The following is a 26,214-nucleotide window of genomic DNA, read 5'->3' on the forward strand; positions in this document are numbered from 1 at the left end:
GGATTTATTTAGGAGTTTAAAAAACTTTCTAATTCCATTCTTTCAAATTCTTCTAAATAGCCACCATCAGTTGCATTTACAATTAAACGACCTCTATCTTCAAAAGCGATTCTGGCATCTCTGAAATTCATATCAAGAAGGAGTTTATCAGTATTTTGAGTTCTGCTACCTGCTTTATGATAATCCTTATGAAAATGTAGTTCATCAGCTCCCTCATTTAAAACAAACTCACGAGGTTTAATATCTGGAAAATTATGATCAGCACCTATTAAAGCTACTTTCTCAAAACCCATATGATAGGCGAGCTGTATAGCCATAAAAGTTGTATTTGCTCGATCAATAAAGCCTTTACTAACATTATATGTAAATGCATTGGCTAGTGGAAGGTTATAGCCGTATATTAAATCTTTTCTCTGAATCCTTAAGTCGCTATACGATTTATAGCTTAAAATTTTCAGGATATCCTTATTAGATTTAAAAAAATCCATATTTTCTTGATTTAATACCTTATCAAAAGCACATATTATATTTGGGCGGAAATCTATATTTTCTTGGAAAAGTAAATTTATTTTGTTCAGTCCAAAGGTAAAAGTCTCACTCAATTGCGAAAAATCAGTTTTTAGCAGTGATGGTCCATTACAAAGAATGACCGCTTTTTCACCTTTATGGCTATCCTTTAATTCATTTAAAACATTCTTACTATTTTTTGACACCTTTTTTAGATCCCATAAAAACTTATCCAGAATTATGTTAAAAAGAGATCGTTTTATCTGCCCAAAACCAAATTTGTAAACATTAAGTTGTTCGTGGATTATCATAGTTTCAAAATTTTTAAACCTTTAAGTGAATCAGCTATCTTTAAAAAACCTGTAGAAACAACAGGAAATATTGAGAAAAGAACTATATGGTATATATTACTGAAATCTAGAAGAATGACTCCTAGAATTATAGCCGCTGTTGAGAGAGGAATAGCAAACTTGGAATTATATCTCACCCAAGCCTTTGCATTATTCAACATTCCTATAGTTGAGAATAAAAAAGTCACACAACTAGTTGCTGTTAAAACCATCAATAATTTCTCAAGACCTTGATACTTTTCACCAAATATATCGAGGATAAAAGATTGTAATAAAAACACTACAAAATATGTAAATACACAAACCAGCATAGAAACTGCAATTATATTTAAATACGTCTTTCTTAATTTATTAATTTCCCTTTTCCTGCTAAATTCGGTTGCAAAAACATTTAGTATTACAACATTAAATACATTAAAAACAATACTAATTTTACCAATAGCTCCATAATCTGCTACTCCATCTGAATTTTGAAAAAATACCAATAAAAATAATATAAGTTGGCTCTGAATTATATAGTAAATCGAATTGGGGAGCAATTCTTTATACTTTTTAAACATGAGATTTGTATAAAGATATCTACTCTCAGTTTTAGGGTCATAATGTTTTAAGGCTTTAGATCTTGTGTAAAATAATGCCAAAATACTTGCCAAAATATAAGACGCAAGAAGAACTTCTACTTGATTTATTATCAAAATAATTAATCCAAATATTAATTTACAGGCATTGAGTAAATTTTCACTGAGTTGTACTTTACCAATTTGCATTTGGGAGCGTAAAATCTCCAAATACATTGATCTTTTAACTTCTATAATTACGAGAACTCCTAAAAGGAAAATCCAAAGTATTACTTCAAATGCAAATCCTGTTTGTCTGACAATCAAAATTGTAGCGATAATTAATGATACAGGTACTACTACAAAAAGTAATTTGTTTCTCAGGTAGAGAAGAGAAGCAACTATTGAAGAAAAGAAACTAGATCGATCCCAGAAGGAACCTGATAACCTCTTAAATGTTGGAGTAATACCTGAACTGGTCATAACTGCGACCATACCCAAGATCTGAAAGCATACTGTGAAAATGGCATAATCTTCTTTAGTTAATTCTCGTATTATAATAATACTTGTTCCAAACGTGATCAAAAATGACGTCAACTGAAGAAAAACTACTCCTCCTATCATTTTAGTTTTAGCCAAAGATGTCATTGGGCCATACAATTTAGAGATTCAAGTGTATTAAGAGAAATCAGTAAAACTGGAAATATACCGCTCATTTAATTTTTGTAAACTGGGATTGTTATAACCAAAAAACGCAATATCATTTAACTTTGCAGCTTCATAATCATTTATTGAATCTCCAATTAAACAGCAGTTGTCATGATCATAGGAGTTACTTATAAGAACATCTGAAACTAACTCTTTCTTAGGAGTGGGTGACCCGTGAATACTCAGGAAATATGAACTTAAATTAAGTTCTACACATAAGAATCTCAATTCATTTTGATCTGAGCCAGAAACAATATGAAAGTTATAGCTGGTATGGTTTTGTTTGATAAAATTTACTGCGTCTAATATTAAATTTTTGGGATTGGTCAATTCTTGCTTCATTAATACCGAGAAACGTTCTGCATATTTTAATACTTCTGCTTCCGTAATTTGTCTATTAAGGATTTCTTCATAGAAATAACGAATTTTAACATAGCGGGATAGCCCGCCATTAGCACGGTGGTAAATGATTAAATCTTCAACCTGGTTTGGTGTAAACTCTTTAAAGATTTCACGAAATCCCCAGTCTCTTACAGCCATGGAATCTAAAATAACCCCGTCAAAATCCCAAAAAATGGTCTTTAGTATCATGACTGACCTTTTAAATACCGTTCTACATTAGCAACGTCCTCTATCACATCTACAGCTAAAGAATTTCGAGATGTTTCTACCATTTTTATAGGTATATTAAAATCAAAAAAACGTAGAATCTCAATATCCTCAAACTTTTCATATTCCGCCTTACCATTGGCTTCCCCGTAAGCTTTTAAATCATTATACGAAAATGCATAAATACAAACCTGTTTTTTGTATTTAGGTAAATCGGTAGTTTGCTCTTTTTTTCCGGGTATTGCAAGCCTTGACATATAAATCAATTCATTATTTCTATTAACCAATACCTTAGGTATATTTATATTATTGGGATCCTCATTAGATCCAATATCAATCATTCCGTTTATGACATAATCCGGAAAGTTCACCTTCTCTTCAGCAATTTTCAAAATGTCTCTCGGGTCTAAAACAGGTTCATCCCCTTGAATATTTATATATATATCGGCTTTAATCTGTTTTGCTACTTCCCAAACACGATCAGTACCCGTTAAACAATTTTCCGAAGTCATAACAACCTGAAAATCATAAGACTCTACTAATTTCTTAATTCGATTATCTTCAGTAGCTATTATTGTATTCTCCTTACCCAATGCATCCGCAACGATGTTAGCAACTCGTATAATCATTGGTATGCCCAATATTTCAATTAAAGGCTTTCCCGGAAAACGAGATGATTTATATCGTGCAGGAATGATACCTAATTTTCTCATATCAAACTATAAATTGAATTCAATTTCAAATTCTCATACTTTGTAGGGGTGAGCGAACAAATATTTAAATGCTTCTTATAAGCTATTAAATCATTTATGATTTTTTGGTTTTCGTTGGCGATTACAAACTGATTTTGATTGATATTCACATCATAGCCATCAAAACCGATAAAGTATATATCGTCTACTCCAAGATTTAATGCCGTTTGAATAGCAATAGCCATCGGAGAATCGGTATCTACCTCAGTAAATTGGAGTTCAGCTAATTCATAAGCTTGTGCCGTGATATTATCAGGTATAGAAACGCCCATCTTTCTGGGAAATGGCGGATATACAAAATACTTAGAATCTATTTGATTTGAATCAATTACTTGAAAAACATCTTGAGGTTCAAAACCTACTAATCCATAGTATTGCAAATTATTAATTGTAGTATAATTAATAATATTACGAACACCTGCATGAATAAGGCAAAATTCATCCTTGTGTAATTCAAGAATCTTCTTTATGGCATCTTGATGAATCTGACTCGTTGGCCCCCCCCCTAAAACAAGTGCACTTTTAAATTTTGAAACATTTTCAAATACCGGCAGTTTGATATTATCTTCAATAGCTATTTTCTGATTATTTAATGCATTCAAAATGCTACCTAATGGGTACCTATTTAAACCAACCCATTCCATAACTTGTTTTTGAGGAAGCGAATGTGCCCCAGAAAACATATACGGCAAACTTGTACCCCAATTGTAATCTAATTTTAAATTTTCAAAAGAATTTACCGTAGCACTTAAATTGTCAAAAGACACCTCTATTTTGCCTTCACGCTCTAGATAAGTTAACAATAATTCTGTTTTCAAATTACCTGCACCACGACCCATTCCTGTAATTGTCGCGTCTACAATCGCACAACCTTCTTGCATTGCAGTAATAGTATTAGCCAACGCCATTTCTAAATTATTATGGCCGTGAAAACCGATTGGGATTTTTATTTTGCTGCGCACAGTACGTATAATGTCGATTATATCCTTAGGCATCACGCCCCCATATGAATCAACCATATAGAAATAATCTATAGTATTTTCTAAACCATCGAGAAGATTCAAAAACGAATCATCCTTTTTCCAGTCAGACATATACATTACATTAAATCCTACCTCAAACCCCAGTTTTTTCACCTCTTTGGCAAGAAGTATAGCTCGCACCATATTACCAGGATCTATTGCGATGCGTACTAAGGTAATATAGGGTATGCAAGGTTCTAATAATTCTTCAACATGCTCTGGACGAATGTCTTTTTCGTTAAGAATGACTACTAACTTCTTTGAAGGCATCCACTGTTTTAATTCCTCTAATACATAAATTGGACAATAGAAGTACTTACCTAAATACCCATTTAAGGTTATGCTTCGATATCCTACTTCTACGTAATCAACAGGTAATTGCTCAATAGATTTTGCATATTCTTCTACAAGTTTTTTATCAAAATCCCAATGGGTATAATACCCTCCATCTCGCAACGTACAATCTAAAATTTTTATCTTATTCATACCAATTATAAATTTTTTCAAGTCCTTTCTCAAGTGAAACCTTAAACTGCCAGCCCAACTTTTTCAATTTCGACACATCTGTTAATTTTTTCAAGGTTCCATCAGGTTTATCCCTATTAAAATACAACTCCCCTTGAAAGCCTACTGTTTCTTTGATCATCTCCGCAAGATCTTTAATACTAATATCTTCCCCGGTACCGATGTTGATGTGGGTATTGCGCACCTCCCCAATATTAGCATGTTGCCCCTCGACTGCGCTCGGGGTAACGTCACTAAAATCCCGGTTTTCCATAATAAAGACACAGGCATCGGCCATATCTTCACTCCACAAAAACTCCCGCATAGGTTTTCCGCTGCCCCAGATTTCCACTTGCACTGTATCCCCCTCCTGACCTCCCCCATTGGGGGATTTGGAGTTGGCAGTATCAGCAGGCAGTCTGCGGCTTATACCATACTTCTTAAGAATGCCAAGAATCGCATCTTCAGAGGCACTGCCATCCACCCCTTCAATAGGTAATTTATCTAAATCGGCCCTTACGGCCTCCCAGTTGTTTTGCTCCAGGGCTTTCCCGAGATGCATCTTACGAATCAGGGCCGGCAATACATGAGATTTTTCGAGATCAAAATTATCATTAGGCCCGTAGAGGTTGGTAGGCATCACCGAGATAAAATTGGTCCCGTATTGTAAATTATAGCTCTCGCACAATTTAATCCCGGCAATCTTGGCTATGGCATAGGGCTCATTGGTATATTCCAGTACATCGGTAAGCAAATACTCCTCTTTCATAGGCTGCGGGCAGTTTTTGGGATAAATACAGGTACTTCCCAAAAACAACAATTTCTTGACCCCATGCACATACGCCTGATGCACCACGTTGTTCTGAATCATCAGATTCTCGTAGATAAAATCAGCCCGGTAGGTGTTGTTGGCTACAATCCCCCCCACTTTTGCTGCGGCCAGAAACACATATTCCGGCTGTTCTTCCTTAAAAAAAGCAGCTACCTGCACGGCATCCCGCAAATCCAGTTCGCTACTCGTCCGCACCACCAGATTGGTATAGCCCTTTTCGGTCAAATTTTTCACCAATGCCGACCCTACCAAACCCCGGTGTCCCGCCACATAAATTATAGAATCCTTTTTCATTATTTTTAATATAATCTCATTCTGCAAGCATTCTTCTCCAAATTAATTGTTTAATCAATACGAAATACCCTGTCTTGGGAACATCCTGACAAATGGATATCGTATTGTATCAAATTAAAGGCTTCGGTTGAGGACAACTCAGCCTTTATTATACGCTGCCACTAGATTATAGCAGAATAATATGATAGATTAACTTTTTCCATTTTATTAGAGAACTGTTTATCTTTTACTTATAAAAATATATAACTACGGCTATCGTGTTGAAAACACATTTTCAGTTTTTTGATTTTAATTCAAGCTTGCGCTTATAGCCAACTATATGCACACGCAAATAGTTATAAATAATTACTTCTATTAAATAGGAAAAAGCCATACAAAGCAATAGATATAAGAGTGTTCTAACCCATAGATTGGTAATATAATCATCAAGATAGGTCGCTTTGATAACCAAAAACCAATGGGAAATATACAGGCAATACGATATAGGTGCTAAGCGATAAAAGGGTAAGAAGGTATATTGAAAGAATTTCCAGTTTGCTTTGTGCCAGAAAAGAGCTATCGCCACGGCTAGTATTGCAAATACAAAATGCCGGAATTCTAAAACCGGATGCACGCCTATTTGAGCAAATATTTCTCCAATTGAGCAATAGCCTTGCATAAAAATATTCACCAGAAGTATTCCGGAAATTAAAATCATTACAAGAAAGTATCTCTTAAGGTTATTAAAATATATTTTTTCATTCTTTAGAAATAAATCTGCAATTAGTAAACCTCCCCACCAGATTACAAGATACATCAATAGTCGGTTGATAAAATTGGGATAAAATAAATAACTCACAGCAGACAAAACGCCGAGTATGTAAACCAGTTTTGTAGCACGATCTTCTTTTAAAAAAAATAGTGCAAAAAACAACATATAAAACCACCACTCATAAGATAATGACCACAATGGGGTATTACCTAGAAATGGATTAACAACAACATTAGGCTTTAAGCTACCTACATCCTGCAGCATAAAAAAATTCCCGGCTAGCTGAGCAAAATCAATAGGTAACCAGATTTGTTCTTGATAGCTAATCAAAAGATAATTAGCGGCAAACACCAAAATGAGCGGTATATAAATTCTCAGAAAACGTTTCTCAAAATAGGTGGAAAAAGATTTATCCGAAGCTCTTTCGTGTGAATACTTAATTACAAATCCGGAAAGCACAAAAAATAAAATCACGGCTTCCTGCCCAAACCGAAAAGCTGTATTTATAATAAAACTGGAAGATTGAATAATCCCGGTTAAAAACAGGTGATAAATAACAACATACAGAGCTGCAAATCCGCGTATAGCTTCAAGTTTAATCAGTTTTCCCTTTACAGTAGGCATACTCCAGTTAAAAAGTTTTTTGTTTAATACACACCATTAAAACATCGCCGTTTCTAATTACGGTTTTTGAGACCTCGAAGCAGAAATATAATACCCCATTGTCCCGCAACATATATTTTAGAATCTTTTCTCGTGTATTTGATGTCACTGTTAAGGTTCGTTACACAGATTTATCCGGATTATCACAAATAGCAGGCGTATTGATCAGACGCTTCCAGGTTAGACTCTTCGCTCCGAAATTAATTAACAAACCCAATTCAAAACGACTTGCTTTCAGGTAATTAATAGTTTGTGCGATCATGGATTCGGCAAGCAATGCCGTGGCTTTAAGCTCAACCACTATATGTTCATAGCATATAAAATCAGCTTTAAAGAATTTCTTCAGTTTCTGATCTTCGTAAAATACTTCTAGCTTTTCCTGAGACCTAAACGGAACGTTCCGGTTTATAAACTCACGCGAAAGAGCCTCTTGATAAACCGATTCCAGAAATCCAGCTCCTAAAGTCTTATGCACCTGCATACAGGCACCTAGAATTGCGTAGCTCTCTTCTTCATAAATCAACTTCCCCATACTACCTAATCAATCAATCCGTGTAATCCTTAATAATCCGTGGAATCTCAAAAAATCAGCGAAATCCGTGTTCACACAATCCGTGCTTATTCGAAGTAATTCAGGATTCTATACCCCCCATCCTTCAGATACTGATCTTTTTTCATCAGTTTCAGATCGCTTTGCATCATATCGTTTACCAGGTCTTTCAGATCGTATTCCGGTACCCAGCCCAGTTTTTCTTTGGCTTTGGTGGCATCTCCTATAAGCAAATCCACTTCGGTGGGTCTGAAGTATTTGGGATCTACCGCCAGTACTTCTTTCCCGATTTCCAGTTGATAATTAGGATTGGTACAGGCGGTTACATACGCCTTCTCCTCAACCCCTTCGCCTTTAAACTCCAGCTCAATCCCGGCATGACCAAAAGCCATACGCACAAACTCGCGTACCGGCGTGGTCTTATTGGTAGCGATCACCCAATCTTCCGCCTCATCAGCCTGAAGAATCATCCACATCATCCGTACATAATCTTTGGCATGACCCCAGTCGCGTTTGGCATCCAGATTCCCCAGATAGAATTTATCCTGCAGACCCAAAGCGATTCGGGCTGCTGCACGGGTAATTTTTCGGGTTACAAAAGTCTCCCCGCGTATAGGCGATTCATGATTAAACAAAATCCCGTTGCAGGCAAACATTCCGTAAGCCTCCCGGTAATTTACCGTGATCCAGTAGGCATACATCTTAGCCACCGCGTAAGGCGATCGGGGATAAAACGGCGTGGTCTCGGTCTGCGGCACTTCCTGTACTTTCCCGTACAATTCAGAAGTAGAGGCCTGATAAATACGCGTCTTTTCCGACAAACCCAGTAAACGCACCGCATCCAGAATACGCAGCGTACCCAGACCATCGGCATTTCCGGTATATTCCGGCGTTTCAAAAGAAACCTGCACATGACTCATCGCGGCCAGGTTATAGATTTCATCCGGCTGTATCTCCTGAATCAGACGAATCAGGTTGGTACTGTCAGTCATATCCCCGTAATGCAGTATAAAATTACGACGATCTTCGTGTGGATCCTGATACAGATGATCTATACGATCGGTATTAAATAAAGACGAGCGGCGCTTGAGTCCGTGTACCTCGTACCCCTTCTTCAACAGAAACTCACTAAGGTAAGCCCCGTCCTGTCCGGTTACCCCGGTGATTAATGCTACTTTCATAATGTGGTTTTAGTATTCGGTATTAAATCTAAGAGCCGATGGCATAAAATTCAAAGCCTTTTGCTTTCAAGGCTTCCTTGTCTAACAGGCGACGCCCGTCAAACAAAAAGGCCGGTTTCAGCATGGCATTGTAGATTTGATCCCAGTCCAATGCAACAAACTCGTCCCATTCGGTCATAACGGCCACGGCATGCGCCTCTTCTGTAGCCTCATAAGCCGAATTGACTACGGTAATCAGGTCTCGATTTTCAGCTTCGCTACGGGTACCCAGATAATCTAAATCAGCAAGAATCTGCTCCTTGCTCACTTTAGGATCATACACCACAACCTCCGCACGCTCGTTCAATAAATAATCTGCCACATAGATAGCGGCAGACTCACGGGTGTCATTGGTATCTTTTTTAAAAGCCCAGCCCAGCATCGCAATTTTCTTGCCGCTTACCGTATTGTAAAGCGTACGCACGATATTCTCTGCAAAGCGACGCTTCTGATGATCGTTCATAATAATCACCTGCTCCCAGTAATCAGCCACTTCCTTAAGGCCAAAAGATTGCGCGATATACACCAGGTTTAAAATATCTTTTTGAAAGCACGAACCCCCAAAACCTACCGAGGCCTTTAAAAACTTGGGTCCTATCCGGCTATCCTGCCCTATGGCTTTAGCCACTTCATTAACATCAGCTCCGGTTTTCTCGCACAACTCAGACAAGGCGTTGATCGAAGATACCCGTTGTGCTAAAAAAGCGTTTGCAGTAAGCTTACTCAGCTCCGACGACCACACATTAGTAGTCAGTATATTTTCCTGAGGCACCCAGTGCGCATAGACGTCTACTAAAGCCTGTATGGCGGCCTTTCCTTCCTCGGTATCCGGGTCTCCCCCTATTAGTACGCGATCCGGAGCATGCAGATCTTCCACCGCGGTTCCTTCTGCCAGAAACTCCGGGTTAGAGAGGATCTGAAACTTGACCCCGTTTCCGGTATTTTCCAGAATACTCTTTAAAGCCTCTGCGGTACGTACCGGCAGGGTTGATTTCTCCACAACTATTTTATCAGTGGTAGACACCCGGGCGATTTGCCGCGCGCACAATTCAATCCATTTCAAATCGGCCGCCATGCCTTTCCCGATTCCGTAGGTTTTGGTAGGCGTGTTTACCGAAATAAAAATCATATCGGCTTCAGCAATGGCTTCGTCTACCTGAGTTGAAAAAAAGAGATTCCGTCCGCGAGCCTCACCCACCACAGCGTCAAGTCCCGGCTCGTACACCGGTAGTTTAGACAGGTCTGCATCATTCCATGCCGCGATGCGCTTTTCGTTGATATCTACTACCGTGACCTTGATCCCGGGAGCTTTCTGGGCGATCACCGCCATCGTAGGCCCACCTACATAACCTGCACCTATACAGCAGATGTTTTTAATTTGTGTCATGCTTTACAATTTAAATCAGAAATATACCGGTTTTCCATGGCTTCGCCACGTGAGTCCCATTTAGAGTCCCACCGGGAATAAAAAATAAAGACCGGCAGCTTCAGAAGCTCCGGCTATAATCTATCAGCATCAGGATACCAGATCCCGGTAGCTGGCCTCGACGATTACGCCAAGGTGTTTAAGTATTAAACGTACTTTTCGCGAACCGGTTTGATCAACGACTGCGCTTTGCCCTTTAAAAACCCCGCCTTTAATTTCAACACGATCCCCGGGGCTAAACTGCCTCACCTGCACTTCTTCTACCAGCTCATCGGCCAGCCACTTCTTAACGGTTTCCAGCTCCTCATCCCGTACAACTGCGGGCTTGCCCAGCCAAAATAAATACCGCACTACACTATGCACAACAAAAACCTGCTGCCGCTCTTCCTCTGACAACCGCACAAAAACATAGGATTTGAATAAGGGGACTTTCACCTTTTTCTTGCGATCACTCCACTGTCGTACTTCGGTCTTTGTAGGACAAAACACTTCAAGCCCCATCCGCTCCAAAGCCGTTGCGGTTTTTTTTTCAGTTTGTGACTTAACGTAGAGTACGTACCAGTTCATTGAAATTGGGCGCTTTACAACCAAACTTAAACGTTTAGTCTTTTAACATTTTGGAAAGGCGAAAATAAGTAAAAACAGTCGCTAAACAAGGATAATATAGCATTAAATTTCCGGGAACAGACAAATTAAAACACCAGCCAAAACCCCGAAAACGTTTGAAAATCAACCCCTAAACAGGAAACAACACGCTAGCCCATTGACCCCTAGCGATATAGATTGCTAAAACCTATATACGTATAAGTTAAACAAATAATCACCTTCTTTCCCGCGCGATTCCATCGCGTGCTTAAACAAGATATCTTGTAAAACAAAAAATAGAATTTCTAAGCCCTCCCTTGGTTCAGAATAGCTCTTTTTAAATGAGGAGTTAAGAATGCAAAGCGATAAGTTTCTGATCTTCTAGACAAATACTTAGAGCAACAATCTAAAGTAAACAGTCATTTCGAAGGAGTTTTTTACGAGTGAGAAATCGCATCCCAATGATTTCACATATGTTTCCCGCACGATTGTATCGCGTGCCTGAACGAAACACCTTATAGAACTAAAATACGATTCTTTAGCCCTCCCTCGGTTCAGAATAGACGCTGGCAGCTCCGAGATTCAGGAGCGATAGCGACGCGGAGCTGACAAGGCGGTTTTCGCCCTCAAGGCGAAAAATTCCTAAGCGAGGGGGCTCTTTTCTTTTAGTTCGCCTGCCCTGAGCGCTAGCCGAAGGGTTTCTTTGGAGAAGTAAATCGACGACAGGAGATTCACGAGCTCCAAAACCAATAAGCAATAGCGAGCTAAACCGAGGTACGAGGTTCACGAGCTCCAAAACCAATAAGCAATAGCGAGCTAAAGAAAATGAACGAAACAACCTTTAAAAACTAAAATATCTTATTGTTACCACGCAATTCCATCGCGTGCTGGAACAAAAAAATCTATAGTACCTATAGCCTCCAATCCTGCTCCTTTTTCTTTGCTCTTTGCTCTTTATTCTCTGTTCTCTGTTCTCTGATCTCCCTTTAAGTAAACCCTTTCCAAAATAAAACTAAAAATAAGCTTTCAAAAAAGCCTGTGCATTTAATCCCATAATGCGGTCTACGATAGCCCCGGTATCCAGTTTGTTGAAGTCATGCTTAATTCGGTCCTTTTGCAAATAGTTATAGGCATGACGTTCCAGAAAATCACTGAAATAGGGAAGTTCTTCCGCTGTCCAAAATGCGTTTAAGGGGTCTATAATTCCATCATAATCTGAACCTATAGCCATACAATCCCAGGCGAATAAGCCCTCAGCATCCAATACTTCCAGTATATGCTGTATCTGATTCCACAGCAGTTCAGAGCGGTAGTGCATAATTTTGTGACGCTGGGTAGCGTGCCGGGTGGTTTTCAGGGTTTGTTCGCTGGCAACCCGGCGCTCATCGAGCTGCAACCCAATAATCCCTTTGCTTTTAGCCAGCAGTATTAATTCGTCATCATAAAAATTAATGGAGGTAGACTGTAGTTTTTGAGCAGTTTCCGGATAAGCCATCACCGGTTCTTGAGGTGACTTCAATCCGTTTGCAGCGCCATGGCTAATGATGATGGGCAGGTGCCTGTACGCATCATGAGTTTCTAAATATTCATAATACTCATAGCGCCCCTTTACGCTCATATGCTTGACATCGATTAAAATGGACCTGCCTTCTTGTGAGTCGAGCAGCAATTGCATCACTTCCCGCCCTAAGGGCGTAAATCCCAAACCGAGGCCATAACTTTGATCGGCCTGCTTTTTAATTAGACCGCTAAAACTTTCTTCGTGTCCGCACAGGTGATTCCAGAAGTGATGGGCCATGGTCACGAAAAAGGGAGGATGCTCCCAGTTTTTCAGGATTTTGAGGTTTTGAAGTACCTCCTGCCGGTCAGGATCGGGAGACAAACCGGTATTCAGCACGTGCATCCCTTCAATCGTGATAATGACACAAATACTAATAATACCATCTTTTGCCTCTTCCGCCTTTAGGATTTCGATCTCGTTGTATGAATTCACAATGCGATACCTAAACTTCCCTTCCTTAAGTTGAATCACTTTTCCGTCCAGCTGTTTGTAAAAATCATACTCCGCCTCAAGGTCTTTAAAATACTCCGTAAAACCCTGTATATGATCTATACGCTTCTTACCTAAACCTGTGGCGAAATTGGCTGCAAGATCAAGCAGCAATTCATTAGTAACCTTATTGCGTACAAACCACTTTTCCATCGGATAAAGCGACACACAGACCACACCGACTCCTCCATAAGACAAAGCAGTAAAATTAGACTGCGAAAACTTGGTCAGACCGGTTAGATAATTAAGCACCTTATCAAAAATGGAAGGGGGATCGTAATGCCAGATCGAATGTTTAGAACTACGCCGTGCCGTATTCTTGCCTGCAGGCTTCTTATTAAAACTTTTTCCAAAAGGTTTGAGCGCAGGATGACAATGCAGATCTACGTAAAAATGAGAAGTATTCATAACTTGAGTTTAGTTGTACTCAGGGGTCATAAATGATTAAGGGAGTGTAATTTACTCATTTACATTGAGATAACACAGAGTGTAGAATGTAGAGTGCTGAGTGCTGAGTTTCGTAATTCAAATAACTCAACAATAAATCAGAAATACAAAATTAGAAATGCAGAACATAAGGTGTAACATTGAAAATACTCAACCAGAAGGTCATATAAGATATAAGCACTAATGAGCTCCCTTCTCTGTGGGAGAANCAATAAATCAGAAATACAAAATTAGAAATGCAGAACATAAGGTGTAACATTGAAAATACTCAACCAGAAGGTCATATAAGATATAAGCACTAATGAGCTCCCTTCTCTGTGGGAGAAGGGCGGGGGGATGAGGCCAGAATTCAGAGTGCAGAATGTAGAGTGCTGAGTGCTGAGTGCTGAGTTTCGTAATTCAAATAACTCAATAATAAATTATAAATGCAGAACACCAGGTGTAACATTGAAAATACTCAACCAGAAGATCATATAAGATATTAGCACTAATGAGCTCCCTTCTCTGTGGGAGAAGGGCGGGGGGATGAGGCCAGAATTCAGAGTGCAGAATGTAGAGTGCTGAGTGCTGAGTTCTGAGTTTCGTAATTCAAATAACTCAATAATAAATTATAAATGCAGAACACCAGGTGTAACATTGAAAATACTCAACCAGAAGATCATATAAGATATTAGCACTAATGAGCTCCCTTCTCTGTGGGAGAAGGGCGGGGGGATGAGGCCAGAATTCAGAGTGCAGAATGTAGAGTGCTGAGTGCTGAGTTTCGTAATTCAAATAACCCAATAACTTTTTAGCTTAATAACCCATTTAACAATTAACCAAACATCAGCTAGCGCGCGATTGGATCGCGTGCGGAGCCTTATAAGTATATAACAAAAAAGAGCCCAAAGGCTCTTTTGTAATTCACGCAATATCAACAGACTTAATCCTCAGGATAAGCAACATCACCATCCCATTCCATAAAACCACCCATCAGATTATAGGTTGTTTCAAATCCCAGCTGATCCATCAATTGCGCAGCTTGTCCACTTCGGTTACCTGAACGGCAATACACGTAATAATTTTTAGTTTTATCGAGCTCATTTACCTTATCAATAAATCCCTGGCCTTCGTAGATATCAATATTATGCGAATCGGGAATAATCCCTTCATCCACTTCATTTTGCGTACGCACATCCAGAATAAAAGCATTATCGTCAGCAGCCAGTTTTCGGCGCCATTCTTCTTGTGATAAATTTTTCATGTTTTCAGTTTCAGGTTGAAATTCAAAGTTAAGGTTTTAGCCTAATACTTCCGAATTATTTTAAGCTAGACCTTTATAGAACAACCTATAGCTTTAGTGCTGTTTGGCGTTACCGGCTCACCGTTTAGAAGTGCCTGTACCGCATCCTGAACAAAATGTTTTGTTGCAGTTGAAGCATCACGGGCACTGTCATCTATCGCCCCTGTATATTTCACAATCAATTGCCCTTGATCTTTTTGCAAAATATAAACATGCGGAGTTTTGGTTGCTCCGTATTGCGGATAAATCTCCTGCCCTTCATCAAAAAGATAGGGGAAGGTAAAACCTTTCTCCAAGGCACGCTCTTGCATAGCTTCAAAACTGTCACCGGGCTGTACTTCCGGATTATTGGGATTGATAGCAATTACCGGATAGCCTTCAGATTTAAATTGCTTATCTAAAGCAAGGATGCGATCTTCGTTAGCTATTGCAAACGGACACGTATTACACGTAAAAACCACAATAAAGCCTTTAGCTTCTTCGAAATCGGATAGCGAAACGTACTTGCCGCTTACATCCTTAAGTTTGAAGTCGGTAGCCACATCACCCACTTCATACCCACTCTCAAAGCTATCAATCTGGGTAAATGCAAATGCGGAAACAACCAGCAATAAGGTTAATACAACAAGAATTTTTAGGGATTTCATTTCAATTAATTTAATCAGTTAAGTCACTTTTTATAGAAAGCAATTCATGTTCCAGCGCCGGATATTGAAAAGAGCGCTCATAAAATCGGTATTCTTCGGCAGTTATGAATAGAGTTGCGGGTATGGCCCCACTCCAGTCTTCCGAAACCTGGGGAATCCAAACATCCCCGTGCGGATCATCCAGAAAGAGCACTTTAGACTTGAGTTCCTTTTTGAGAACAAAAGGTATCAAACGGCTCCTGACCTGATCGGGAAAATCAAGACTCACCAGGATAACTTCAACCTTTTTATCCTGATACTTCGCTTGTAATTCTTCAAAAGCCGGCAGCTCGGCCAGACAGGGCTTGCACCAGGTTGCCCAAAAGTTTATCACCCGCACCACATCGGTATCTGCTACCTTCAAAAAAGGCTTAAAATGCTCATAATCATAAACCGGTAACTCATAATTCTGATCGTTTATTACCTTCAGCGGTTTTGGCAACTCCTGCCCTGTGGTCGCATCGGTACATCCCAAAGCCAAAAAGGCGAACGTAAAAAATAAATAAAGTCTCAAAAAATCGGTTTAAAGCGGCTAAAGCTAGAGTAAATCAGGTGTTTTCACACAGCCTTTAAGATTTGTATAACATTTAAACCTTGTAATTGCATAAGAATCGACAAGTCTCTTAATAATGCGTTAAACTCTTCTGCTCCGCTTGCAGGAAACCAACTTTAGCATACATTTGTACATACAAATATTGTATAGACGACAATGACCATTGAAGAAGCCTTACATATAAGCGCAAAATTGGATCTGGAATCCAAAACAGCAATAAACCTGCAATACACTTCCCGTATTTTGGAAGAAAAGTTTGCGGGCTTATTAAAGGAGTATGATTTAACCACTCCGCAATTTAATGTGCTGCGCATTCTAAGAGGGCAAAAAGGAAAGCCTGCGAGTTTGGCCTGCATTCAGGATCGAATGGTTGACCGCAATAGCAATACCACGCGTCTCGTTGATAAACTCATTAAAAAAGACTGGGTAAAGCGAAGGGTATGTCCAGATAACCGAAGAATGGTAGAGATTGAAATCACACCAGACGGTCTTAAAGTTCTGGAACAACTAGATCCCCTCACCCGAGAGCTTAATGCCAAAAACGTGGCTCCTTTAACGCAAGATGAATTACTAACCTTAAATAAACTTTTAGATAAATTAAAAACCCATGACTAAATACGTAGAAGATTTAAACTGGCGCTATGCCACCAAAAAATTTGACGCAAGTAAGAAAATTGCTTCAGATGATCTAGAAACCCTTAAAAAAGCAGTACAGCTTTCTGCAAGTTCATACGGCTTACAACCGTATAAAATTCTTGTTGTACAGGATGATGCCGTTAAAGCAAAGCTGAAAGAAGCCGGGTACAATCAAACTCAGTTTACCGATGCATCAGAGATTTTTGTATTTGCACATCAAACCGATTTTGGTGCAGAATTGGTAGACTCCTACATCGAGATTGCTGCTGAAGCAAACGGAGTGAAGCCTGAAGCCATGCAGGACTATGCTAATTTGATGAAGAATTCACTGCTCAATCTTCCACAGGAAGCCAAAGCAGGCTGGACAGCCAGACAAGCCTATATCGCAATTGGTAATTTATTAAGTGCAGCTGCCGCTCATAAGATTGATGCCTGCCCAATGGAAGGTTTCAATGCAGAGGCATTTGATGAAATCCTAAATCTTAAAGGAACCAATTTACACGCAGTTGCAGTGGTTGCTGTAGGATACCGTAGCGAAGAAGACAGTCACCAGCACGATCCTAAAGTAAGAAGACCTCAGGAAAGCCTGTTTGAAACAATCTAAAATTTTTTAATTCAACTCTTGTATATACAAATAAATTTCTAAACCCATGAAAACAGTAAAATCAATTTTAATTCTGGCAGTAGCTGTAGGCACTGCATCATTCACAACAAAAGCTATTATGGAAAAAGTAAGCGTAAAAACCAGCTCTATCACATGGACCGGTAAAAAAGTAACCGGCAAACACGTGGGAACCATCGATCTTAAAGACGGTTTCTTTACAATGGAAGGGGACAATATCACTGGTGGTGAATTTCACATCGATATGGCCAGCATCAATTGCACAGATCTTTCCGGAGACAGCAAAGGTCAGTTAGAAGGGCACTTAAAGAGCGATGACTTTTTTGGTGTTGACAATTACCCAACTGCAAAACTGGTTATAACCAATTCAGTAAAACAGGGAAATACCTATAAAGTAACCGGAGATCTCACGATTAAGAAAACCACAGAGCCGGTAACTTTTGAATTGGAGCGTGCCGGTAACAACTTCAGCACCGTTCTTACAATTGACAGAAGTAAGTATGATGTACGTTACGGTTCTGGTAGTTTCTTCGACAACTTAGGGGATAAAACCATCTATGATGATTTCACCCTGGACATCAACCTGTCTATCTAATTTTTTTTCAGAACTAAATGTAGATTTTGTTTGTTAACTAAGAAGCTATTTTTATCTTTGAGCCACTTATGAAAAACAGAATCGCAAATACCTGGTGGTGGATCTCGCAACTTTAATGTCGTGATGCAACCTCGTATTTGATAAATACATATTTAAAGGCCTGTCTCACGACAGGTCTTTTTTGTTTTACGCAAAGCGGAAAGACAACATAAAATGAATTTAGGTAGTCAAAGCCATAAAAGATGAAATTTACCTTAAAGACACACAGCAAAAAAATTCTGGCAGATACCATTACCCCGGTATCAGTTTATCTGCGTTTGCGCGATAAATTCCCCAACAGCCTGTTACTGGAGAGTAGCGATTACCGTGCAAACGATAATACCTTCAGTTACATTTGCTGCAACCCCATCGCCTCCATTTCGGTACAAAACGAGCAGATTAAAGAAGTGTTTCCTGACGGAAGCATGCAGCAAACAAACATCAGTGCAGACACCGATGTCGTGGGGATTATTGAGGGTTTTGCCCAAAAGTTTGAAACCCAAAACAACGACCGCAAGTTCATTCAAAACGGACTTTTTGGCTATATGAGTTATGACGCGGTTCGCTATTTTGAAGATATTGAGATTGCTAAAAAGGAAGGCAGCCTTCAGATCCCCGATATTTATTATGCGGTATATCAAAACATCATCGCCATCAACCATTTCAATAACGAGGCCTATATTTTTTCGCATACCTATGAAGGCGAAAACAACCTCGATCAAATCGCACAACTGCTTACCGTAAAGAGCTTTTCAGAATACAACTTTAAGCTGGAAGGGGAGCGCAAGTCGGTAATGACCGATGCAGAATATGTAGAGCTGGTCAAAACCTGTAAAAAGCATTGTCAGCGTGGCGATGTGTTTCAGATCGTACCTTCCAAGCGTTTTTCGCAAGGCTTTAGCGGCGATGAGTTTAACGTGTACCGAAGTCTGCGCAGCGTTAACCCATCTCCCTACCTCTTCTATTTTGACTACGGCAACTTCAAGATTTTTGGCAGTTCGCCTGAGGCTCAATTGATCGTTCAGGATGGCAAAGCCGAAATCCACCCCATCGCCGGAACCTTTAAACGTACCGGTAACGATGAGCAGGACGCTGCTTTGGCTAAAAAACTATCGGAAGATGCCAAAGAAAACAGCGAGCACGTGATGCTGGTTGATCTTGCGCGTAACGACCTGAGCCGCAATGGCAGCAATGTAAAGGTTGAAACCTACCGCGAAGTGCAGTTTTTCTCGCACGTGATTCACCTGGTAAGTAAAGTTACAGGAACCAAACACCCCGAGACCTCAACAATGCGGGTGGTAGCAGATACCTTCCCCGCAGGAACTTTAAGCGGCGCACCCAAACACAACGCGATGAAACTGCTGGAGAAATACGAACCCATCAACCGGGATTTTTACGGCGGCGCCATCGGTTTTATGGACTTTAACGGCAACTTCAACCATGCCATTATCATCCGTTCGTTCCTGAGTAAAAACCATCAATTGCACTATCAGGCCGGTGCGGGTGTGGTAAGCGACAGCGTACCCGAAAAAGAACTCGAAGAAGTGTATAACAAACTGGGAGCCCTTTCTAAAGCCCTCAAACTGGCAGAAGAAATTTAGCCTCACAATAAAATAAGAATAGTAAATAGCAATAATAATGGCGCAGCCAATCAAAATATTAGTCATCGACAACTACGACAGTTTTGTGTACAACCTGGTGCATTACCTGGAAGATCTGGACTGTGAAGTTACCGTAAAACGAAACGATCAGCTTACGCTGGAGGAAGTACAGGATTACGATAAAATTTTGCTCTCTCCGGGACCAGGTATACCCGATGAAGCCGGACTTTTGAAAGCCATCATAAAAGAATATGCGCCTATCAAGAGTATGTTTGGCGTATGTTTGGGTCAGCAGGCTATTGGTGAGGTTTTCGGCGGAAGCCTGATCAATCTGGATACCGTTTTTCACGGAGTAGCCACCAAAGCGAAACAGACCGTAAAAGACGAAACGCTCTTTAAAGACATTCCGGAAGAATTTGAAATAGGTCGCTATCACTCGTGGGTCGTAGCGCCGGAAGAATTTCCGGAAGAACTGGAAATCACCTCGGTAGACGATAACGGACAAATCATGTCGTTGCGTCATAAAACATACGACGTGCGTGGCGTACAATTCCATCCGGAATCGGTACTCACTCCCGAAGGCAAAAAAATGATCAAAAATTGGTTGAATAAATAGCAATTTATCATTTCCGCGAAGGCGGAAATCGCTGCCTACAAACTAAAGTGCGAAGGCGGAAATCTCAATTAAAGCATTTTTTACATTTCCGCGTAGGCGGAAATCTTACAAACATCAAAAAAAGTTCTCTCCCCTGGGGAGAGATGGCCGAAGGGCAGAGAAGGAAATGAAAACACTTTTAAACAGACTCATCAACCACGAGCAACTCAATAAATCAGAGGCACGTGACGTGCTGGTCAATATTTCGGAAGGCAAGTACAACACCAGCCAGATTGCGGCATTTATGACCGTGTATATGATGCGCAGCATCACCGTTGAAGAACTGGCCGGCTTTAGGGATGCGCTTTTAGACTTGTGCATCGCCGTTCCTTTTGAAGGCTATAATGCCATTGACCTCTGCGGAACCGGTGGCGATGGCAAGGATACCTTCAACATTTCGACCCTGTCGTCCTTTGTAGCTGCCGGAGCTGGAATCAACGTAACCAAGCATGGCAATTACGGGGTTTCTTCGGTAAGTGGGAGTAGCAACGTGATGGAACATCTAGGTATTACATTCAGCAATGATAAAGACTTTTTAAAGCGTTGCCTGGACGAGGCCGGGATTTGCGTGCTGCATGCGCCCCTCTTCCACCCTGCTATGAAGAATGTAGGCCCCATACGGCGCGAACTGGGCGTCAAAACCTTTTTCAATATGTTAGGCCCTATGGTAAATCCGGCTTTTCCCGACAATCAGTTGGTGGGGGTTTTCAATCTGGAATTGGCCCGTATGTATGGCTACCTCTATCAGAAAACCGATAAGAATTTTACAATTCTACACAGCATAGACGGTTACGACGAGATTTCCCTCACCGGCGAGACTAAAGCTATTCGTAACACCAGTGAGCGTATGCTTACCGCTGAAGATTTTGGTGTGGAAACGATAAGACAGGAACAGATTTACGGTGGGGACAGCATCGAGTCTTCTGCTGCGATATTTAAAAAAGTTATCAGCGGCCAGGGCACTGAAGCTCAGAACAATGTGGTCGCCGCAAATGCCGGTATGGCCATAGCTACGGTAAAAGGCCTGGAACCCAAAGAAGGATTTGACATCGCAAAAGAAACCCTCCTCAGCGGAAAAGCTCAGGACCGCCTTAACAAACTCATTGATCTCAGTTCAAGAATTTCTTGAAAAAAATCTCCCAAAGGGCAGAGAGGGCAAATAAGTACCGACTTTGATTTAAATAACAATAGCAATAGTTTTGAACATTTTAGATAAAATAATCGCAGACAAACGAAAGGAAGTAGCCTTACGTAAGCAATTAATTCCCGTGAGCCAATTAGAACAATCCGTTCTTTTTGATCGCAAATCGCCTTCACTAGCTCAGGCTTTACGAGATAGTGACACCGGCATCATCGCCGAGCATAAACGCCGTTCACCCAGCAAGCAGGTAATCAATCACAACCTCAACGTACAGGATGTCGCAACCGGTTATGAAAGTGCCGGTGCCTGCGGTATGAGCGTTCTTACAGACGGTAAATACTTTGGCGGTTCGCTGGACGATTTGCTTTTAGCCCGTGCTTCAAGTAGTTTTCCGCTATTGCGAAAAGAGTTTATGATTGATGAATATCAAATTCTGGAAGCCAAAGCCTATGGTGCAGACGTTATTTTATTGATCGCTGCGGTGCTTTCGCAAAGCGAAATCAAAAGCCTGTCTGAATTCGCAAAAACGCAGGGAATGGATGTCCTGCTGGAGGTGCACAATCTTGAAGAATTGCAAAAATCGATTATGCCTTCCCTCGACATGCTGGGGGTCAACAACCGAAACTTAAAAACCTTTGAGGTTAGCCTCGATATCAGTAAAACGCTCTCTGAAGAAATCCCTGACGAATTTGTAAAAGTCTCCGAAAGCGGAATCAGTACTATTGAAGCAATCAAAGAGTTACGACCTTTTGGCTATCAGGGCTTTTTAATTGGTGAAAACTTTATGAAAACCGATAATCCTGGCCGCAGCGCGGAAGCTTTTATCAAAGAACTCAAATAAAAAGCTCCCCTTCTTTCCAAGGAGGGGAACGTTTCAGCTTTGCTGAAACAGGGGTGGTTCTACTGCCCCCGGATTGGAAATAATCTAAAATGAAAAATAAAGACACACATAAAAAAGAAACTCCCGCTCTCCCGACCACCTTGGGGATGGAGAGGGCTGGGGTGAGGACGAAAGTCTGTGGGATGAAATACAACACCGCAGCCGTTGCAGCCTTGCAACCCGATTATCTGGGGTTTATTTTTTATGAGAAGAGTCCGCGCAATTATGATTTAGAAGAAATTCCTTCTTTACCACTCGGAATCAAGAAAGTAGGGGTATTTGTCAACGCCAGTTTGGATTTTGTTCTTGAAAAAGTACAGCAATTTGGTTTTGACATCCTCCAGTTGCACGGTAACGAGTCACCGGAATATTGTTCAGAACTGCGAAAGCTCAATGCTGAACTTGTTTCAGCATCTTATCTTGATAATGAAGCACCCGCACTGAGTGAAATCGAAGTGCCTGCACTGAGCCCAGTGGAACAGCCTGTACCGAGCTCAGTCGAGGTATGGAAAGTGTTTAGCATAAAAGACGCATTTGATTTTTCAGTCTTAGGAGCCTATGAACCCTATGTAGATGCGTTTTTATTCGATACTAAAGGCAAAGAGAAAGGAGGCAACGGCTATACCTTTGACTGGGAAGTTTTAAAAGACTATCCCTCTAAAAAACCCTTCGTACTGAGTGGAGGTATTGGTTTGGACGAACTCGACTCCGTCAAAAATATGCTGAAGACTGATTTACCGCTGTTTGCCATTGATGTAAACAGTAAATTTGAAGACCAGCCCGGATTAAAAAATACAAGCGATTTAGAGAAGTTATTGTGCTTTTTTAGAAATCCTGATAGTGCGAAATAAAAAATAGAAATAAGAATACTAAGAGATTTCCGTCGAAATCTATCCTGAGCGATAGCCGAAGGGCGGAAATGAAAATATAGAATAGAAAATGAACTACAACGTAAACGAAAACGGATATTACGGCGATTTTGGAGGAGCATACATCCCCGAGATGCTGTATCCCAATGTAGAAGAACTGCGCCAGAATTACATCAAGGTCATGCAGGAACCTGAATTTCAGGAGGAATTTCACGAACTGCTGCGCGAGTACGTAGGTCGCCCTACCCCGCTTTATTTCGCGAAGCGCTTTTCTGAAAAGTACGGGACTAAAGTCTACCTGAAACGCGAAGACCTCTGCCATACCGGGGCGCACAAGGTTAACAATACCATCGGGCAGATTTTGATGGCTAAACGTTTAGGCAAAACCCGCATCATCGCAGAGACCGGTGCCGGGCAGCACGGGGTGGCCACTGCTACCGTTTGTGCTTTGATGGGACTCGAGTGCATCGTCTATATGGGTGCTGTTGATATCAAACGCCAGGCGCCAAACGTTGCCCGTATGAAAATGCTGGGCGCCAAAGTCGTTCCGGCAGAATCAGGAAGTAAAACCCTGAAGGACGCCACAAACGAGGCCATTCGCGACTGGATCAACAATCCTACCGATACGCACTACATCATAGGTAGCGTCGTGGGACCACATCCCTATCCCGATATGGTTGCGCGTTTTCAAAGCGTGATTTCCGAAGAGGTTAAAAAACAACTGGTGGAGAAAGAGGGGCGTGAAAATCCCGATTATGTAGTGGCCTGCGTAGGCGGCGGCAGCAATGCTGCGGGTATTTACTACCACTATCTTGACAATCCGAATGTGGGTATCATCGCGGTTGAAGCTGCCGGTAAGGGTATTGACAGCGGCGAGAGCGCAGCCACCTCAGCACTGGGCAAAGAAGGTATCATTCACGGCAGTAAAACCCTGCTTATGCAAACGCCAGACGGTCAGATCACCGAGCCCTATTCCATTTCAGCCGGTTTGGATTATCCCGGAGTTGGACCTATGCACGCGCACCTGTTTCGCAGCGGACGTGGCGAATTCATCAGCATAACCGATGATGCTGCTATGCAGGCCGGTCTGGAACTCAGCAAACTCGAAGGCATCATCCCGGCGATTGAAACCTCACACGCCTTAGCCATTTTCAAAGACCGAAAATTTAAAAAAGACGATGTGGTAGTGATTAATTTAAGCGGTAGAGGGGACAAGGATTTGAATACATACATAGAATATTTCAACCTTGCCTAGGCAAGTTGAAGCTTTTTTCATTTCCGCGAAGGCGGAAATCTTATGATCCAAACCCCAATGCTCAATGGAAGAATTGTTTTACACCTATATTCTTACCAATAAAAACCACACCGTTCTTTACATTGGGGTAACCGCAGATTTGAAAAAACGCTTAAGACAACATACACAAAAAAGTAATAAAGGATTTACGGGAAAATACAATGTAGAAAAACTGGTCTATTTTGAATCAACGCCCTATGTGAATAATGCGATACACAGGGAGAAGCAACTCAAAAAATGGAATCGGGAATGGAAAGAAAATCTAATAAGCGACATGAATCCGGATTGGAATGATTTGAGTTGGATGCTTGAGTGAAAATATTCCGGATTAAATAAAGGGTTTTAAATAAAAATAACGATACGATTGAAGAGGTTTCCGCAGGAACTAAGCTAAAATAAGGATACGATTGAAGAGATTTCCGCAGGAACCAAACTAAAACAAGGATACGATTGAAGAGATTTCCGTCTTCACGGAAATGACTAAAAAAGAATTTATAATGAACAGAATCAATAAAAAACTACAGGAAGATAAAAAACTGCTTTCCATCTATTTTACGGCAGGTTATCCAAAGCTTGAGGATACCACGACCGTTATTCACGAACTGGTAAAAGCAGGCGTCGATATGATCGAAATTGGCTTGCCGTTTAGCGATCCGCTGGCAGATGGGCCTACCATTCAGGAGAGTTCGACCGCAGCCCTTAAAAACGGGATGACCACCGCTACCCTTTTTGAGCAAATCAAAGACATCAGAAAAACTGTGGATATTCCACTCATCGTGATGGGCTATTTCAATCCAATGCTTCAGTATGGCGTGGAAGAATTCTGCGCTAAATGTGCCGAGATAGGTATTGACGGCCTCATTATGCCCGACCTTCCGCTGGCTGAATACGAAATGCATTATAAAGCCATTTTTGAGAAGTATGACCTTAAGATGATTTTCCTCATTACCCCACAAACGGCAGATGCCCGCATCCGCCAGATTGATGCTGCCAGCGACGCGTTTATCTATATGGTAAGCAGTGCTAGTACCACCGGTAAAACTTCAGGCTTCAGCACGGTACAAACCGATTATTTTGAGCGCATTGCAAAGCTTCAGCTTAAAAACCCACAGATTGTAGGCTTCGGTATTAAGGATGAAGAGACCTTTAAAGCCGCCACTCAAACAGCCAAAGGAGCCATAATTGGCTCGGCATTTATTAAAGCCTTAACCGCAGATGGTATAGAAGGCATTGGCAATTTCATTTCAAAAATTCGACCCTAAAATCAACAAGTGGTTGATTGCGAAGTCTTTTTGCATATTTTAACGGGATCTTAATACTGCATTATCAGTATTTAACACGCGCCGTAAGTATCTTGAAGAAAATTTAAAAGATAGTATTATGGCAAAGAAATTTGAAAGAAGTGTAGACCAAAAAGACAGTGACCCTACAAGTAGTATTGGGGACCGTAAAAAACAGACTAATAAAGTTGATATTGATGAGAAAACCATCAAAGATCAACAGAATAAAAAATAAGATTTACGTAATGTAAATT

General features: G+C 40.7%; 27 protein-coding genes. 12 read left to right on the forward strand and 15 right to left on the reverse strand.

Annotated elements, in window-relative coordinates; translation table 11 throughout:
• Positions 1-8: 8 nt before the first annotated feature.
• The 15 genes from CJ305_RS15755 to CJ305_RS15825 form a co-directional block, all read right to left on the reverse strand.
• Positions 9-818 carry a 6-hydroxymethylpterin diphosphokinase MptE-like protein gene (locus CJ305_RS15755; RefSeq protein WP_099647260.1) on the reverse strand — a complete coding sequence of 270 codons (810 nt, stop codon included), beginning with the start codon at positions 816-818 and terminating at the stop codon, positions 9-11.
• Entirely contained in the window at positions 815-2,062 is a 1,248-nt protein-coding gene (locus CJ305_RS15760; RefSeq protein ID WP_099647261.1) for a lipopolysaccharide biosynthesis protein, read from the reverse strand. The genes CJ305_RS15755 and CJ305_RS15760 overlap by 4 nt, the downstream gene beginning before the upstream one ends.
• 30 nt (positions 2,063-2,092) lie before the next feature.
• Positions 2,093-2,713, reverse strand: a complete 621-nt coding sequence (locus CJ305_RS15765) for an HAD family hydrolase (protein ID WP_099647262.1) — start codon at positions 2,711-2,713, stop codon at positions 2,093-2,095.
• The gene (locus CJ305_RS15770; protein ID WP_099647263.1) at positions 2,710-3,444 is read right to left on the reverse strand and encodes a 3-deoxy-manno-octulosonate cytidylyltransferase; all 735 of its coding nucleotides are present in this window, start codon (positions 3,442-3,444) and stop codon (positions 2,710-2,712) included. The genes CJ305_RS15765 and CJ305_RS15770 overlap by 4 nt, the downstream gene beginning before the upstream one ends.
• Positions 3,441-4,991 carry an aldolase catalytic domain-containing protein gene (locus tag CJ305_RS15775; RefSeq protein WP_099647264.1) on the reverse strand — a complete coding sequence of 517 codons (1,551 nt, stop codon included), beginning with the start codon at positions 4,989-4,991 and terminating at the stop codon, positions 3,441-3,443. Before CJ305_RS15775 ends, CJ305_RS15770 begins: the two co-directional genes overlap by 4 nt.
• Positions 4,984-6,135, reverse strand: coding sequence for a GDP-L-fucose synthase family protein (locus CJ305_RS15780; protein ID WP_099647265.1), 1,152 nt, complete (start codon positions 6,133-6,135; stop codon positions 4,984-4,986). The genes CJ305_RS15775 and CJ305_RS15780 overlap by 8 nt, the downstream gene beginning before the upstream one ends.
• A 274-nt stretch (positions 6,136-6,409) precedes the next feature.
• Complete coding sequence (locus tag CJ305_RS15785; RefSeq protein WP_099647266.1) at positions 6,410-7,510, reverse strand: acyltransferase family protein; 1,101 nt, start codon at positions 7,508-7,510, stop codon at positions 6,410-6,412.
• Positions 7,511-7,670: 160 nt separating this feature from the next.
• Complete coding sequence (locus tag CJ305_RS15790) at positions 7,671-8,081, reverse strand: GxxExxY protein (protein WP_099647267.1); 411 nt, start codon at positions 8,079-8,081, stop codon at positions 7,671-7,673.
• 86 nt (positions 8,082-8,167) lie between these two features.
• Positions 8,168-9,280 carry a GDP-mannose 4,6-dehydratase gene (gene gmd / locus CJ305_RS15795; RefSeq protein WP_099647268.1) on the reverse strand — a complete coding sequence of 371 codons (1,113 nt, stop codon included), beginning with the start codon at positions 9,278-9,280 and terminating at the stop codon, positions 8,168-8,170.
• 28 nt (positions 9,281-9,308) lie between these two features.
• On the reverse strand, positions 9,309-10,706 hold the full coding sequence (locus CJ305_RS15800; RefSeq protein ID WP_099647269.1) for a nucleotide sugar dehydrogenase: 1,398 nt from the start codon (positions 10,704-10,706) through the stop codon (positions 9,309-9,311).
• A gap of 129 nt (positions 10,707-10,835) precedes the next feature.
• Entirely contained in the window at positions 10,836-11,312 is a 477-nt protein-coding gene (locus CJ305_RS15805) for a UpxY family transcription antiterminator (RefSeq protein ID WP_099647270.1), read from the reverse strand.
• A 1,030-nt stretch (positions 11,313-12,342) separates the two neighbouring features.
• A complete protein-coding gene (locus CJ305_RS15810; RefSeq protein WP_099647271.1) occupies positions 12,343-13,788 on the reverse strand; it encodes a membrane dipeptidase in 1,446 nt (481 codons plus the stop codon).
• 961 nt (positions 13,789-14,749) lie between these two features.
• Positions 14,750-15,070: a rhodanese-like domain-containing protein gene (locus CJ305_RS15815; protein ID WP_099647272.1), complete on the reverse strand. Its 321-nt coding sequence runs from the start codon at positions 15,068-15,070 to the stop codon at positions 14,750-14,752.
• 65 nt (positions 15,071-15,135) lie between these two features.
• Complete coding sequence (locus CJ305_RS15820; RefSeq protein ID WP_099647273.1) at positions 15,136-15,756, reverse strand: thioredoxin family protein; 621 nt, start codon at positions 15,754-15,756, stop codon at positions 15,136-15,138.
• Positions 15,757-15,766: 10 nt separating this feature from the next.
• Entirely contained in the window at positions 15,767-16,309 is a 543-nt protein-coding gene (locus tag CJ305_RS15825; protein ID WP_223248896.1) for a TlpA disulfide reductase family protein, read from the reverse strand.
• 195 nt (positions 16,310-16,504) lie between these two features.
• Between CJ305_RS15825 and CJ305_RS15830 the strand changes: the two genes are divergently transcribed.
• The 12 genes from CJ305_RS15830 (at position 16,505) to CJ305_RS19755 (ending at position 26,195) form a co-directional block, all read left to right on the forward strand.
• Entirely contained in the window at positions 16,505-16,963 is a 459-nt protein-coding gene (locus CJ305_RS15830) for a MarR family winged helix-turn-helix transcriptional regulator (protein WP_099647274.1), read from the forward strand.
• Positions 16,956-17,588 (forward strand): NAD(P)H-dependent oxidoreductase, encoded by a 633-nt coding sequence (locus CJ305_RS15835; protein WP_099647275.1) that lies wholly within the window; start codon positions 16,956-16,958, stop codon positions 17,586-17,588. The genes CJ305_RS15830 and CJ305_RS15835 overlap by 8 nt, the downstream gene beginning before the upstream one ends.
• Positions 17,589-17,634: 46 nt before the next feature.
• Positions 17,635-18,201: a YceI family protein gene (locus CJ305_RS15840; RefSeq protein ID WP_099647276.1), complete on the forward strand. Its 567-nt coding sequence runs from the start codon at positions 17,635-17,637 to the stop codon at positions 18,199-18,201.
• Between the two features lie 242 nt (positions 18,202-18,443).
• Entirely contained in the window at positions 18,444-19,841 is a 1,398-nt protein-coding gene (locus CJ305_RS15845; RefSeq protein WP_099647277.1) for an anthranilate synthase component I family protein, read from the forward strand.
• Between the two features lie 37 nt (positions 19,842-19,878).
• Complete coding sequence (locus CJ305_RS15850) at positions 19,879-20,457, forward strand: anthranilate synthase component II (RefSeq protein ID WP_099647278.1); 579 nt, start codon at positions 19,879-19,881, stop codon at positions 20,455-20,457.
• A 166-nt stretch (positions 20,458-20,623) separates the two neighbouring features.
• Positions 20,624-21,625 (forward strand): anthranilate phosphoribosyltransferase, encoded by a 1,002-nt coding sequence (gene trpD, locus CJ305_RS15855; protein ID WP_099647279.1) that lies wholly within the window; start codon positions 20,624-20,626, stop codon positions 21,623-21,625.
• 70 nt (positions 21,626-21,695) lie between these two features.
• The gene (trpC, locus tag CJ305_RS15860) at positions 21,696-22,478 is read left to right on the forward strand and encodes an indole-3-glycerol phosphate synthase TrpC (protein WP_099647280.1); all 783 of its coding nucleotides are present in this window, start codon (positions 21,696-21,698) and stop codon (positions 22,476-22,478) included.
• A gap of 89 nt (positions 22,479-22,567) precedes the next feature.
• The gene (locus CJ305_RS15865) at positions 22,568-23,368 is read left to right on the forward strand and encodes a phosphoribosylanthranilate isomerase (protein ID WP_449543897.1); all 801 of its coding nucleotides are present in this window, start codon (positions 22,568-22,570) and stop codon (positions 23,366-23,368) included.
• Positions 23,369-23,456: 88 nt separating this feature from the next.
• Positions 23,457-24,641 (forward strand): tryptophan synthase subunit beta, encoded by a 1,185-nt coding sequence (trpB, locus tag CJ305_RS15870; RefSeq protein ID WP_099647282.1) that lies wholly within the window; start codon positions 23,457-23,459, stop codon positions 24,639-24,641.
• Positions 24,642-24,705: 64 nt separating this feature from the next.
• The gene (locus tag CJ305_RS15875) at positions 24,706-24,996 is read left to right on the forward strand and encodes a GIY-YIG nuclease family protein (RefSeq protein ID WP_099647283.1); all 291 of its coding nucleotides are present in this window, start codon (positions 24,706-24,708) and stop codon (positions 24,994-24,996) included.
• A 181-nt stretch (positions 24,997-25,177) separates the two neighbouring features.
• Positions 25,178-25,942: a tryptophan synthase subunit alpha gene (gene trpA, locus CJ305_RS15880; protein WP_099647284.1), complete on the forward strand. Its 765-nt coding sequence runs from the start codon at positions 25,178-25,180 to the stop codon at positions 25,940-25,942.
• A 118-nt stretch (positions 25,943-26,060) separates the two neighbouring features.
• Positions 26,061-26,195, forward strand: a complete 135-nt coding sequence (locus CJ305_RS19755) for a hypothetical protein (RefSeq protein WP_262490586.1) — start codon at positions 26,061-26,063, stop codon at positions 26,193-26,195.
• Positions 26,196-26,214: the final 19 nt, after the last annotated feature.

This window comes from Leeuwenhoekiella nanhaiensis, from assembly GCF_002744755.1.
GTDB classification, from domain to species: domain Bacteria; phylum Bacteroidota; class Bacteroidia; order Flavobacteriales; family Flavobacteriaceae; genus Leeuwenhoekiella; species Leeuwenhoekiella nanhaiensis.